Origin of the sequence: Curtobacterium sp. MCBD17_040 (genome assembly GCF_003234805.2) — a bacterium.
GTDB lineage: Bacteria > Actinomycetota > Actinomycetes > Actinomycetales > Microbacteriaceae > Curtobacterium.
The window spans coordinates 505,147-517,511 of the sequence record NZ_CP126273.1 but is presented as its reverse complement, the minus strand read 5'-3'; the positions used below and the strand labels follow the sequence as shown (position 1 = coordinate 517,511).

Sequence of the window (12,365 nt, the reverse complement as noted above, 5' to 3'; positions counted from 1 at the left end):
CAACGACGGCGCAGTTGTCGCTGGGGCGCGCAAGCGAGGCGACGGACGAGCTCAGCGGCGCGTCGAGGCCGTCACCGTGAACTTCGGGGTGCGCGTGACCTGCCGGGTCGGCCCCACGAGCCGCTCCAGGATCGGGCGGTAGCGCAGGTGCGAGTTCCAGACGACCCAAAGCTCGCCGCCCGGGCGGAGGACCGTGGCCGCGTGCCGGAACATCTCCACCGCGACGTCCGTGGTCACCGCGGTCTCGTCGTGGAACGGCGGGTTGCACAGCACGAGGTCGGCGCTCTCGTCGTCGAGCTCGTCGCCGGCGTCGGACCGCACCGTCGTCACCCGGTCGCCGACCCCCGCGAGGTCCGCCGTCAGCCGCGCCGAGGTCACGGCCGACGTGGCGACGTCGGTCGCGACGACGTGCACCCCACGCCGACGGCGCGCGACCGCGGTCGCGATCACACCGCTGCCGCACCCCAGGTCGACCACGTCCCGGGCGCCGGGCACCGCGTCGTCGACCACGTCGAGCAACACCCGCGTGCCCTGGTCGAGCGCGGTCCCCGCGAACACCCCGCCGTGCGCGGCGACGGTGAACCCGAGTTCGTCCGAGAACACCCGTCGGGGCCACGGGTCCGTGATCGAGGCCCGGTTCGCCGCGGCCCGGAGCGGGTCCGTCGCGACGAGCAGGCGGGAACGGTGGCGTCCCCGGCTCGCCGTGACGTCACCGAACGAGCGGCGGAGGACGTCGTTCTGCGACAGCGTCATGTACTTCGTCCGGCCCCCGGCCAGGAGCACGACGTCGGGAGCGGCGAACCGCGCCACCGATCGGGCGATCTCGTCGAGCCGGTCGAGCGACTTCGGCAGGCGGAACAGCACGAGGCGCGCGTCCTCGAAGGCCTCCTCGTCGTTCTGCGGGTGCTGGAAGCCGCCCCGGCCGAACGTGCCGGCGTTGGCGGCGAGCGCCCGCTCCCCCACGAGCGAGTCCTGCAGGACGCGGACCTCGCTCGCGCCGTGCAGAGCGATCACACCGAGGGTGAGCACCCCGAACTGGTCGTCGACGACGGTGACGGCGCCGGGGTGCCGGAGCGCATCGCCGTGGATGAGCGGCGCCTCGTCGAGCATGAACCGGTCGGTGCCGTCGATCGCCATGAGATCGGGCTCCTCGACCTCCGGGAAACGCCGGAAGTGGTCCACGAAGTCGAACGAGGGCATCGTGGGAGGCTACCGGGCCGCGCTGGGAACGCCGGGCCTCAGTCTCCCCGGGGACGCCAGAGCACGACGGCCGTGTTGCGCTCCGGCCGGGACCCCGCACGGAGCGGTACCGCCCCTCCGGTCATGGTCGCCGCGAAGATCCGTGCGCCGGGACGGCTGATGAGCTCGTCGGCGAGTGCGCTCTCGAGCTCGCGGACCCGGGCGCGGAGCGCGGTGTTCTCGTTCTCGAGGTCGATCACGCGGCGGATGCCCTCGAGGCTGACGCCCTCGGCGCCGAGCCGCGCGACCTCGCGCAGCTGCGTGACGTCGCGCATGGAGTACCGGCGGGACCCACCCCGCGTCCGCTGCGGCACGACCAGCCCGAGCCGGTCGTACTGCCGCAGCGTCTGCGGGTGGAGCCCCGCCAGTTCCGCCGCCATCGCGATCGCGAGGACCGGCGAGTACTCGTCCATGGCCTCAGGACTCCCGGGCGCGCGCGATCAGGTCGTCGCGCGGGTTCTCGGCCGGGAGGGCCGTGGCGAGTGCCTCCACCGCCTCGCGTGCCGACGGGGTCAGGTGGGACGGCACGGCGACCTGGACGGTCGCGAGCAGGTCGCCCGTCCCGTTCTTCGTCGTCACGCCGCGGCCCTTGACGCGCAGGACGCGTCCGGACGGGGTCCCCGGAGCCACCCGGAGCTTGACCGGGCCGCCGCCGAGCGTCGGGACCTCGATGGTGGCGCCGAGCACGGCCTCGACGAACGTCACGGGGACGTCGACGCGGAGGTTCAGCCCGTCGCGCTCGAACACCGGGTGCTTGCGGACCTGCACGGTCACGACGAGGTCGCCGGCCTCGCCACCGTCGGGGCTCGGCTCGCCTCGACCCTTGAGCCGGATCTTCTGGCCGTCGGCCACGCCTGCGGGGATGCGGACGTTGACGGGGCGTCCGGAGCCCTGCGTCAGCTTGACCGTGTCGCCCGCGATGGCGGTCGTGAAGTCGAGCGTGGTCGACGCGGTGACGTCGCGGCCCTTCGTCGGACCGCCGAACCCGCGGTAGCCGCCGGAGGACTGGCCGAAGCCACCGCCCCCGCCGAACATGCCGCCGAGGATGTCCTCGAAGCCACCGCCGCCGCCCTGGCCGAAGCGGACGCGCTGACCGCCGCCGCCCCCACCGAACATGCCGCCGAAGACGTCCTCGAAGCCACCGGCACCGCCCGGCGCACCCGCCGTGAAGCGCGCACCGGAGCCCATGGCGCGGATCTGGTCGTACTCGGCGCGCTGCTCCTTGTCGGAGAGCACGGAGTAGGCCTCGGAGATCTCCTTGAACCTCGCCTCAGCCGAGGCGTTGCCCGGGTTCGAGTCCGGGTGGTACTGCCGCGCGAGCTTGCGGTAGGTCTTCTTGATGTCCGCGTCCGACGCGTCCTTGGAGACGCCGAGGACCGCGTAGAAGTCCTTGTCGAACCAGTCCTGACTGGCCAACCGACACCTCCTTCGTCATGTCGTCTCGGGGTCCCGGGGCGGGTCGCACCCGGAACCGGGGCGAGCGGGAGCCCACAGGGGCTCCCGCTCGCCGGGGTCGATCGTCAGGCGGGCACCGACACCGCGACCTTGGCGGCGCGGAGCACCCGCTCGCCGAGCTTGTAGCCCGGCTCGACGACGTCGGCGACGGTCTGTTCCGTCGCGCCCGGCGTCGGGAGCTGCACGATCGCCTCGTGGACCTGCGGGTCGAACTTCTCGCCCTTCTCGCCGATCGGGGTGAGGCCGAAGCGGTCGAACCCGCCGCGGAGCTTCGACGCGATGACCTGCATCGGGCCCTCGGCGAGGTCGCCGTGGGCCTCGGCGCGGTTGAGGTCGTCGAGTGCCGGGAGCAGCGCGCGCACGACCTCGGCGATCACGGCGTCGCGGTTGGCCTCGCGGTCGCGCTCGACGCGCTTCCGGAAGTTCACCAGCTCGGCCTGTGCCCGGAGCATGTCCGCGCGCATCTCGGCGACCAGGTCGCGCTCGTCGACGGTGAGTGTGTCCTCGCGGAGGCCGCGGGCCGCGTCGTCGAGCAGTGCCTGGTCCTCCGGGCTCAGCTCGACGTCGGCGTCCTCGGCGTCCACCAGGTCCTCGGTGCCGTCGACGTCTGCCGTGCCGCCGTCCTCGGACGTCTGGCCGGGGGTGCCGGCGGGGGCGTCGTCCGCCCCCGCCGCCGACTCCGACCGCAGCTCGCCCGTCTCGGGGTCGATCCGCCGCTTGTCGCGGACGATCGGCTCCTCGTGTTCGTTCTCGTTGCGGTTCTCGTCTGCCATGGGTTACTTCTTGTCGTCCTCGTCGTCCACGACCTCGGCGTCGACGATGTCCTCGTCGTCACCGGTCGCGGCACCGTCGGTCGCACCGGCGGCACCGGCTGCGTCGGCCTGCTGGCCCTGGGCGTAGATCGCCTGGCCCAGCTTGCTCTGCGACTCGTTCAGCTTGTCGAACGCGGACTTGACCGCCGCGTCGTCGTCGCCGTTGAGCGCGGACTTGAGCGCGTCGACGTCACCCTGGACCTCGGACTTGACGTCCGCGGGGAGCTTGTCGTCGTTCTCCTTGATGAGCTTCTCGATCGAGTAGGCGAGCTGCTCGGCCGAGTTGCGGGTCTCCTGGGCCTCACGACGCGCCTTGTCCTCGGCCGCGTGCTCCTCGGCCTCGCGGACCATGCGCTCGATGTCGTCCTTGGACAGCGACGAGCCGCCCGAGATGACCATCGACTGCTCCTTGCCGGTGCCCTTGTCCTTCGCGGACACGTGCACGATGCCGTTGGCGTCGATGTCGAACGTGACCTCGATCTGCGGGATGCCGCGCGGGGCCGGTGCGATGCCGGTGAGCTCGAACGTGCCGAGCGCCTTGTTGTCGCGGGTGAACTCGCGCTCGCCCTGGAACACCTGGATCGCGACCGACGGCTGGTTGTCGTCGGCGGTCGTGAAGGTCTCGCTGCGCTTGGTCGGGATCGCGGTGTTGCGGTCGATGAGCTTGGTCATCGTGCCGCCCTTGGTCTCGATGCCGAGCGAGAGCGGCGTGACGTCGATGAGGAGGACGTCCTTGCGCTCGCCCTTGAGGACACCGGCCTGGAGCGCGGCACCGACGGCGACGACCTCGTCCGGGTTGACGCCCTTGTTCGGCTCCTTGCCACCGGTGAGCTGCCGCACGACGTCGGCCACGGCCGGCATGCGGGTGGAGCCACCGACGAGCACGACGTGCGCGATGTCGGAGACCTTGACCCCGGCCTCGCGGATGACGTCGTTGAACGGCTTCTTGGTGCGGTCGAGCAGGTCGGAGGTCATCTGCTCGAACTGCGCGCGCGAGATGGTCTCGTCGAGGTTGAGGGGGCCGTCGCTCGTCAGCGTGAGGTACGGGAGCTGGATGCTCGCGCTCATCTGGGAGCTGAGCTCCTTCTTCGCCTGCTCCGCGGCCTCCTTGAGGCGCTGGCGCGCGATCTTGTCCGTGGACAGGTCGACACCGTGGGCGTCCTTGAACTTCTTGACGAGGTGGTCGACGATCCGGGCGTCCCAGTCGTCACCACCGAGGCGGTTGTCACCGGCGGTGGCGCGGACCTGGATGGTGGAGAAGTCGTCGTCCTTGCCCACCTCGAGCAGGGAGACGTCGAACGTGCCGCCACCGAGGTCGAAGACGAGGATGAGCTCGTCCTCCTTGCCCTTGTCGAGGCCGTACGCGAGCGCCGCGGCGGTGGGCTCGTTGATGATGCGGAGCACGTTGAGGCCGGAGATCTCACCGGCCTCCTTCGTGGCCTGCCGCTCGGCGTCGTTGAAGTACGCCGGCACCGTGATGACGGCGTCGGTGACGTCCTCGCCCAGGTACTGCTCCGCGTCGCGCTTGAGCTTGCCGAGGATGCGCGCCGAGATCTCCTGCGGGGTGTACCCCTTGCCGTCGACGTCGACCTTCCAGTTCGTGCCCATGTGGCGCTTGACCGAGGCGATGGTGCGGTCGACGTTCGTGACGGCCTGCCGCTTGGCGGTCTCGCCGACGAGGACCTCGCCGTCCTTCGTGAACGCCACGATCGACGGCGTGGTGCGCATGCCCTCGGCGTTCGCGATGACGGTGGGCTCACCACCCTCGAGGACCGAGACGACCGAGTTGGTCGTTCCGAGGTCGATGCCTACTGCACGTCCCATGTGTTGGGTCTCCTTCTGTTGGTGCTGGCCCTGCCGTCACGGCGGGACCGATGGAAGTCGTCGCAGGACTTGCGCCTGCTGGACTCAACTTTACTCACCACCAGCTGGACGTCAAGTCCACGTGCCAGAAGTTGCGTCGACCCGACGCAAGTCCGTGTGTGACCGGTCAGGAGGCCGAGGACGAGTCCGTCGGTCGGCGCGCGGACCGCCAGGACCGCACCTGCCGCAGCGTCACCTTGCTGCCGTACTGCGCGACGGAGTGCCGGAAGAGGAACACCGCGAAGCGGAGGACGAGGAACGCCGCCACGTAGAGCTCGAGGACGCACACCACCGACGCGACCGGGTCCAGGGTCCCCATCGCGTTCCGGAGCATCGCAGTGACCGGCGTGAACGTCGGGAAGTACGTGAACACCGCCGTCACCGGGGACGTCGGGTTCGTCAGCACGAAGAAGACCGCGTACACAGGGATGAGCACCGAGAACAGCGCCACCGACTGCAGCGCACTGGCGTCCTTGATGGTCGGCACCGCGGCGCCGACCGTCACGAACAGGCTCGATGCCAGCAGGACGCCGCCGACGAGCAGCAGCGCCCCGACGAGCATCCGCCACGGGTCGACGGGGATCGGCCCGAACCGCGCCGCCAGCACGGGCAGGACGACCCCGATCGTCGCGAGCGACGGCACGAGGAACACCGCGAGCTGCACGAGCACGACGAGCAGCATCGCGATCACCTTGCCGCGGACGAGCACGGTCGCGTCGAGCGTCGTCAGGATCATCTCGGAGATGCGGTTCTCCTTCTCCTCGACCACGACCGTGACCATGCGCGCCGCCAGCAACAGCACGAGCGCGAAGAACGCCGCCGCGAACACCATCGGCGGGAGCGCGGACGCCCATCCGGGGGCGACGTGTCCGTGCGCGTAGGCGGTGACGTTCGTGGCGGGGGTCCCCCGCAGGAGCCGGACGGCCTCCGGGTCGTGCACGCGTGCGGCGACGCTCGCATGCAGGACCTTCGTCGCCGTGTTCGCGTACTTCTGGTTGCCGAAGAGTCCGGCGTCGCGTGCCGCGACCTCGATCGTGCCCGTCGCCGGGTCGGCCGGGAACTCGACGAAGGCGTCGAGCGTGCCGGCCCGGACGCGGGCGACCGCCGCCCGCGCGTCGGACGTGGGCGTGCCTCCCCACCGTGCCGCGACCCGTTCCGAGACGAGACCCGAGTGGTCGACGTACGTGAACGGGACCTTCGTCGCGGCACCGATGCTCGTGACGGAGTCGGCTCCGGCCGCGTTGCCCGCGCCCACGAGCAGCCCGACGACGACGATGAGCACGGGGAGCGCCAGCGTGCCGATCCAGAACGACGGCTTCTTGATGGTGCGGACGAACTCGAACCGGACGACGGTGCCCAGCCGGCCGCTGCCGAACCGCCCGCTCACGCCCGGGCCTCCGCCGCGACCGGCGTGGGCACGGGCGTCTCGACACCGGCGTCGTGCCCGTAGACCTGCACGAAGATCTCGTCGAGCGGGATGCGCCGCATCTCGAACCCGGTCACGCCGATGCCTGCCGCGACGAGCGAGGCCAGCAGGTCCGCGCCGTCGGTCGGCTCGGTCGGCGCCAGGTCGGTCTCGTGGCCCTCGCGCCGGATGACGCGGTAGCGCGGGCTCACGGGGACCTCGCGCTCGGCGTGCACGCGGGCGACGGCCCCGCCGAACAGGTCCTGCACCTCGGGGATCGACCCGTACGCCGCCGCGACGCCGTCTCGGAGGAGCAGGATCCGGTCGCAGAGCCGCTCGACCTCGTCCATGTGGTGCGTCACGAGGATGACGGTCGCGCCGTCGGCCCGGCGTTCGTCGACGAGGTCGAGCAGCAACCGCCGGTTCACCGGGTCCAGGCCCTTGGTCGGCTCGTCGAGGATGAGCAGCCGGGGCCGGTCCATGATCGTGATGCCGAGCTGGACCTTCTGCTGCTGACCGCCGGACAGCTTGTCGACGCGGAGCCGCCCCTTGTCGGCGAGCCCGACGCGCTCGAGGTACGCCTGCGACCACACGCTCGCGTGCCGCGACGTCATCCCCTTGAGCCGCGCGAAGTACGTCATGACATCGAGGACGGTCTCCTTGCGGTAGAGCCCGCGGTCCTCGGGCAGGTACCCGACCCCGCCGCCTGCCGTGGCCCGGTAGCGGGCACCGTCGATCGTCAGGGAGCCGGACGTCGGCTCGGTGATGCCGAGGAGCGCCCGGATCGTGGTCGTCTTGCCCGAACCGTTGCTGCCGAGCAGTCCGAAGGTCTCGCCCGCACCCACCTGGAACGACAGGCCGTCCACCACCGTGCGGTCGCCGAACCGCATCACGAAGTCGTCGACGGCGATCGCGGCACCGGACACGTGGCCTCCTCGGGTGGGGTCGCTGCCGAACCTACCCGGAAGGACCGGCGCTCCGTGCGTCCGGCGCTCAGGCGTCCGCGAGGAACCCGTCGAGCAGCCTCGCGGTCGCCTCCGGAGCCTCGACCGCCGGGCTGTGCGCGCTGTCCGGGATCACCGCGTACCGCGCGCCGAGCCGTTCGGCCATGTCGTGCTGCCACACCTGCGGCCACGCTGCGTCGTCCTCGCCGTGCGCGACGAGGGTCGGCAGTCCGGTGTCCCGGAGCGCCGCGGTGGTGTCGTCGGGCAGCTCGAGGATCGCGGCCGTCGTCGTGATGCCGACCGTGCTCGACCGGTCCATCCGCATGCGGGCGAACCGCGTCGCCTGGTCGAGGGCCGCGTCCGCGACGCCGATCGCGATCGGGTTCTGGGCGTCGAACAGCGCCCGGTTCCCCTGCTCCGCCGCCAGACGTCGAGCCAGGAACATCCGGTTCGGCCACCCGTGCGGCCCGGAGCACAACATCGTCACGGACCGGAACGCGCTCGGGCTCGCGATGGCCGCCGCCCGCGCGATCACACCGCCCAGCGAGTGCCCGAGCAGGTGCACGGGCGCGCCGTCGTCGACCAGGGCCGCGACCCGGACGACGTCGGCCGCTTCCTCGTCGAGCGCGTACGCAGCCGGGTCGGTGGGCGCCGCCGAGTCCCCCTGCCCCCGCCTGCTCATCGCGAGCACCGACCACCCCGCATCGCGCAGGAGCGGCACGAGCGGGCGGAAGTCCTCCTTCGACCCGGTGAACCCGGGCACGAGCAGGACGCTGCCGCGGCTCGGGCCGTCCGGCAGGCCGCGGTACGCGGTCAGCCGACCGACGGGCAGGTCGACCCCGACGACGTCGACGCCGTCGGGGGTGGGCAGGTCGCCGAACGGCGGGACGGTCTGGAGGCGGTGCACACGACCCATGCTGCTCCTCCCGTCCGACGTCGGCCCGGAAACGCGGCGTCGGCCTGGAGGCGCGGCGTCGGCCTGGAGACGCGGCGTCGGCCTGGAGACGCGGCGTCGGCCTGGAGGCGCGGCGTCGGCCTGGAGGCGCGGCGTCAGTCGAGCGTGCTGCTCCCGACCACGGCCATGCCGGCGCCGCGCAGGCGGCGCCGCTCCTGCGCGATGAACGCCATGAGGCGGTCGTTCGTGCCGGAGACGTGGGCGGCGAGGAGCTCCGCGGCGCAGTCCGCGTCCCGCCTCGCCACGGCGTCGAGGATGGCGCTGTGCTCGTCCCACGCGGCGTCCCGGGCCTCGGGCGTGCGCACCTCGAGCCACCGGCTCCGTTCCAGGCGGGTCATCGCGTCGGCGATCGCCTCGGTGACGAACCGGTTGCCGCCGAGCGTGGCGAGGTCGAGGTGGAACGTGCTGCCGGCCTGCACACCGGCGGCCTCGTCGGGCGCTGGACGGAGGGTCTCGAGGTGCGCCCGGACCTCGGCGAGCGCCGCGTCCGTCGCGCGCTCCACCGCCAGACGGGCGGCGGCCGGCTCGAGCACGACGCGGAGTTCGGCGAGCGCTGCGATCTCGTCGAGGTCGATCGGCGTGACGGTCCACGACCGCCCCTCGTGCAGGATGAGGCCCTCGCGTTCGAGACGGGAGAGCGCTGCCCGGACGGGCGTGCGTGAGGCGTGGAACCGGGCCTCCAGACCGCGTTCGGAGATCCGCTCGCCGGGCGCGATGCCGAGCGACAGGATCGCGGCCCGCAGGTTGTCGTAGAGCAGGGTGGTCTGCGACACGGGCGCGGCGTCGATCGGTGCGGTCACGGTCGGTCAGCGTAGCCGAGGGGCCCGCGCGATGGTATACCGTCTTGGTATACCAACGACTCGGGAGGCGGTGACATGACGACGACGGTCACCACGACGAGGGCGTGGGTCATGCTCGCCCTCGGCGTCGCCGCACAGGCAGCGGGGACGCTCGTCGTCTCGGCACCCGCGTTCCTCATCCCCCTCCTCACCCGGCAGGGCATGCCGCTCACGGCCGCGGGGTTCCTGGCCGGCGCGCCGACGTTCGGCATGGTCCTGACCCTCATCGCCTGGGGCGCCGTGACCGACCGACACGGCGAGCGCGTCGTCATCGCCGGGGGCCTGGTGCTCACCGCCCTCGCCACGACCGGCGCCCTGCTCGCCGCGGGGAACCCGGTCCTCCTCGGCGTCGCGTTCCTCGCCGCGGGGATGACGAGCGCCTCGACGAACGCCGCCAGCGGCCGCGTGGTCGTCGGCTGGTTCCCGAAGCACCGGCGCGGACTCGCGATGGGGATCCGTCAGATGTCGCAGCCACTCGGGGTCACGCTCGCGGCGCTGACCGTCCCGACCATCGCCGGGAGCGCGGGGGTCCGGGCGGCGCTCGTGCTGCCGATCGCGCTCACCGCCGTGCTCGCCGTCTGCTGTGCGCTCGCCGTGGTGGATCCGCCGCGTCCGAGCCGCGACGCCGCGGAGGTCGTGACGAACCCCTACCGCGAGTCCGCGTTCCTCTGGCGCATCCACGCCGTGTCCGTGTTGCTCGTCGTGCCCCAGTTCACGCTCTCGACGTACGGCCTCGTGTGGCTGACGCGGGACCTCGGCTGGAGCGCGCTCGCCGCCGGGGTGCTGGTCGGCGCGTCGCAGTTCGTCGGTGCGCTCGGGCGGATCGTCGTCGGGGTGTGGAGCGACCGTGCCGGGTCCCGCGTCGGACCCCTACGCGTCGTGGCCGTGTCCGCCGCCGTCGTGATGGGCGTCCTCGCGGCCGTCGACGCGACGCACCTGGCCGCCGCGGCGGTGTTCCTCGTCGTGGCGACCGCCGTGACCGTGGCGGACAACGGGCTCGCGTTCACCTCCGTCGCCGAGGCCGCGGGGCCGCACTGGTCGGGTCGGGCGCTCGGGGCGCAGAACACGGGGCAGTTCGTGGCGGCGTCGGCGGTCGGGCCAGGGGTCGGTGCCCTGGTCGGCGCGGTGGGGTTCGCCGGGAGCTTCCTCGTCGTCGCGGCGTTGCCCGTCGTCGCCCTGGCCCTCGTCCCGCGGAGGGACCGGGAGCACGGCCCGGCCTGACCGCCCCCCTTCACCCTCCGCCTCCCTCCGCCCCCTCCGCGAGATCGCAGTATCTGCCGCTCTGGAGGCCCGCTGAACGGCATCTCCTGCGATCTCGCGGGGGGAGGTCAGCCCCGGTCGGGGCCCTCGCCCCGCCCGGTCGCACCGGCCGCGGGCCCCGCCCCGGGCACGTCCGGCCCGACGTGCCAGCGGAGCAACGCGGCGACCGGCGCCCCGGACGGCACGGACGCCGCGTTCACGAGCACGACCTCCGCGTCGGTCACGAGCGCCGCACGGGTGATGCCGACCGCAGCCGGGACGGACCCGAGCACGGTGGTGCCGAGGGCCTCCTCGGGCGCGGTCGCGATCCAGGGCGCGGCGTCGAGCGCGAGCACCGTGCGGTCCTCGAACGCGGCCGGGTCGACGACGACGATCGACGCCTGCGCCTGCTGGAGCGCCGACACGACGGGTCCGACACCGGTGACGGCCTCGCGGTCGCCACGGCCGACGTGCGTACGGAGCAGGTCCTCCACGTCGTGGCGGCGCTGGGCGACGACCCGCGCGAGGGCGATCTCGACGTGCTCGACGAGGGCGTTCTCGGACGCATCCGGTGCCCGGGTGTCGACCGGCACCTCGGACACGAGCGGCCGGGTCGCGGTGCTCAGCTGGTCGATGAACAGCTGGCGCGCGCGGATGTCCCCGGCGACGACGACGAGCCGCGGCCGCAGCCGGTCGACCGCCTGTTCGACGGCCTCGACGACCTGTGCCTCGTTCTCGCGCCAGATCTCCTCGGTGTGGTGCTGCCAGCGCAGGTGCGCCCAGCCGCCGCCCTGGAACTTGTGGAGGGTGTCCGTACGCCCCTCGACGTACTCCTCCTCCTGCTGCCCGCTCGGCTCGGCGTGCCCGAGCCGGTAGGCGCGGTAGCCGCCGCCCTCGCGTCCGACCTCGACCACGAGGAACGGCACGTCGAGCGGCCGGTGGGCGAGCAGCGGCACGAGGTCCGGGACGGCGCCGTACCCGACGCTCTCGGGTCCGTGCATGTGCCCGGGCAGGACCTCGCTGACGACGAGCTCGCCGTCGCGCGCCAGGACGAACCGAGCGACCGGGGCGGGCACGCCGGGTGCCTCACCGAGTTCGCGTTCGATCACCTCGACGTCGGCGGACGGTGCCCCCTGCGCCATGAGCTGGTCGCGGGCGGCGCGGACCTGGAGCGCGGCGAGGTGCTGCGGGTCCTCCCGGTCGCCCGAGACGTCGACGTACGCCCACGACCAGGTACCGGGCTGCGCGAGGAGGGCAGCGAGCCCCCGGTGTTCCTCCGAGACCTGCTCAGCGGTCGTCGGCGCCATGGTCCACCACCTTCCCCTCCGAGACCTGGTCCGTCTCGCTCGTGTACACGGTCGTGTCGATGCCGTCGGCGTCGTCCTCGGGCAGCGCGTGCGTCGCGTCGTCGACGAACTCGCCGTCGTAGCCGGACGCCGCGAGGGTCTCGGGGGCGTCGGTGTCGTCGGTGACGGGTTCCGATTGCCGGAACTCCTCCACGTGGGACGAACTGCCGTGCCCCTGGACGATGCTCTGCGCCTCGTGCGCCATCTGCTCGTCGACCTCCGGGCTGTGGGTGGTGTTGCCCCGTTCGATCATGTCGATCTCCTTCCG

General features: G+C 72.5%; 12 protein-coding genes. 1 reads left to right on the top strand and 11 read right to left on the bottom strand.

Annotated features, from left to right (window positions below; translation table 11 throughout):
* Window positions 1-51: 51 nt before the first annotated feature.
* The 9 genes from DEI94_RS02480 to DEI94_RS02440 all read right to left on the bottom strand — a co-directional run bounded on the left by DEI94_RS02480 (window position 52) and on the right by DEI94_RS02440 (window position 9,473).
* Window positions 52-1,200 (bottom strand): class I SAM-dependent methyltransferase, encoded by a 1,149-nt coding sequence (locus DEI94_RS02480; protein ID WP_111009673.1) that lies wholly within the window; start codon window positions 1,198-1,200, stop codon window positions 52-54.
* 38 nt (window positions 1,201-1,238) lie between these two features.
* On the bottom strand, window positions 1,239-1,652 hold the full coding sequence (locus tag DEI94_RS02475) for a heat shock protein transcriptional repressor HspR (RefSeq protein ID WP_111009674.1): 414 nt from the start codon (window positions 1,650-1,652) through the stop codon (window positions 1,239-1,241).
* A 4-nt stretch (window positions 1,653-1,656) separates the two neighbouring features.
* Window positions 1,657-2,655: a DnaJ C-terminal domain-containing protein gene (locus DEI94_RS02470; protein WP_111027533.1), complete on the bottom strand. Its 999-nt coding sequence runs from the start codon at window positions 2,653-2,655 to the stop codon at window positions 1,657-1,659.
* Between the two features lie 104 nt (window positions 2,656-2,759).
* Window positions 2,760-3,467, bottom strand: a complete 708-nt coding sequence (locus DEI94_RS02465; protein WP_111009676.1) for a nucleotide exchange factor GrpE — start codon at window positions 3,465-3,467, stop codon at window positions 2,760-2,762.
* Between the two features lie 3 nt (window positions 3,468-3,470).
* Complete coding sequence (gene dnaK / locus DEI94_RS02460) at window positions 3,471-5,330, bottom strand: molecular chaperone DnaK (protein WP_111009677.1); 1,860 nt, start codon at window positions 5,328-5,330, stop codon at window positions 3,471-3,473.
* Between the two features lie 166 nt (window positions 5,331-5,496).
* On the bottom strand, window positions 5,497-6,756 hold the full coding sequence (locus DEI94_RS02455; protein WP_111012248.1) for an ABC transporter permease: 1,260 nt from the start codon (window positions 6,754-6,756) through the stop codon (window positions 5,497-5,499).
* A complete protein-coding gene (locus DEI94_RS02450) occupies window positions 6,753-7,700 on the bottom strand; it encodes an ABC transporter ATP-binding protein (protein WP_258378078.1) in 948 nt (315 codons plus the stop codon). The genes DEI94_RS02455 and DEI94_RS02450 overlap by 4 nt, the downstream gene beginning before the upstream one ends.
* A gap of 67 nt (window positions 7,701-7,767) precedes the next feature.
* On the bottom strand, window positions 7,768-8,634 hold the full coding sequence (locus DEI94_RS02445) for an alpha/beta fold hydrolase (protein WP_111027532.1): 867 nt from the start codon (window positions 8,632-8,634) through the stop codon (window positions 7,768-7,770).
* 134 nt (window positions 8,635-8,768) lie between these two features.
* Window positions 8,769-9,473: a GntR family transcriptional regulator gene (locus DEI94_RS02440; protein WP_111027531.1), complete on the bottom strand. Its 705-nt coding sequence runs from the start codon at window positions 9,471-9,473 to the stop codon at window positions 8,769-8,771.
* 75 nt (window positions 9,474-9,548) lie between these two features.
* On the opposite strand from DEI94_RS02440, the gene DEI94_RS02435 reads away from it, so the two are divergent.
* Window positions 9,549-10,733 carry an MFS transporter gene (locus tag DEI94_RS02435; RefSeq protein ID WP_111027530.1) on the top strand — a complete coding sequence of 395 codons (1,185 nt, stop codon included), beginning with the start codon at window positions 9,549-9,551 and terminating at the stop codon, window positions 10,731-10,733.
* Window positions 10,734-10,840: 107 nt separating this feature from the next.
* On the opposite strand, the gene DEI94_RS02430 is transcribed toward DEI94_RS02435, so the two are convergent.
* Window positions 10,841-12,058, bottom strand: a complete 1,218-nt coding sequence (locus DEI94_RS02430) for a baeRF2 domain-containing protein (RefSeq protein WP_111027629.1) — start codon at window positions 12,056-12,058, stop codon at window positions 10,841-10,843.
* Window positions 12,039-12,350 (bottom strand): hypothetical protein, encoded by a 312-nt coding sequence (locus tag DEI94_RS02425; RefSeq protein ID WP_111027628.1) that lies wholly within the window; start codon window positions 12,348-12,350, stop codon window positions 12,039-12,041. The genes DEI94_RS02430 and DEI94_RS02425 overlap by 20 nt, the downstream gene beginning before the upstream one ends.
* Between the last annotated feature and the right edge of the window lie 15 nt (window positions 12,351-12,365).

Excerpts from the sequence above, each read along its gene's own strand:
- DEI94_RS02480 (WP_111009673.1), bottom strand. The coding sequence starts at position 1,200 with ATGCCCTCGTTCGACTTCGTGGACCACTTCCGGCGTTTCCCGGAGGTC.
- DEI94_RS02475 (WP_111009674.1), bottom strand. The coding sequence starts at position 1,652 with ATGGACGAGTACTCGCCGGTCCTCGCGATCGCGATGGCGGCGGAACTG.
- DEI94_RS02465 (WP_111009676.1), bottom strand. The coding sequence starts at position 3,467 with ATGGCAGACGAGAACCGCAACGAGAACGAACACGAGGAGCCGATCGTC.
- dnaK (WP_111009677.1), bottom strand. The coding sequence starts at position 5,330 with ATGGGACGTGCAGTAGGCATCGACCTCGGAACGACCAACTCGGTCGTC.
- DEI94_RS02445 (WP_111027532.1), bottom strand. The coding sequence starts at position 8,634 with ATGGGTCGTGTGCACCGCCTCCAGACCGTCCCGCCGTTCGGCGACCTG.
- DEI94_RS02435 (WP_111027530.1), top strand. The coding sequence starts at position 9,549 with ATGACGACGACGGTCACCACGACGAGGGCGTGGGTCATGCTCGCCCTC.
- DEI94_RS02430 (WP_111027629.1), bottom strand. The coding sequence starts at position 12,058 with ATGGCGCCGACGACCGCTGAGCAGGTCTCGGAGGAACACCGGGGGCTC.
- DEI94_RS02425 (WP_111027628.1), bottom strand. The coding sequence starts at position 12,350 with ATGATCGAACGGGGCAACACCACCCACAGCCCGGAGGTCGACGAGCAG.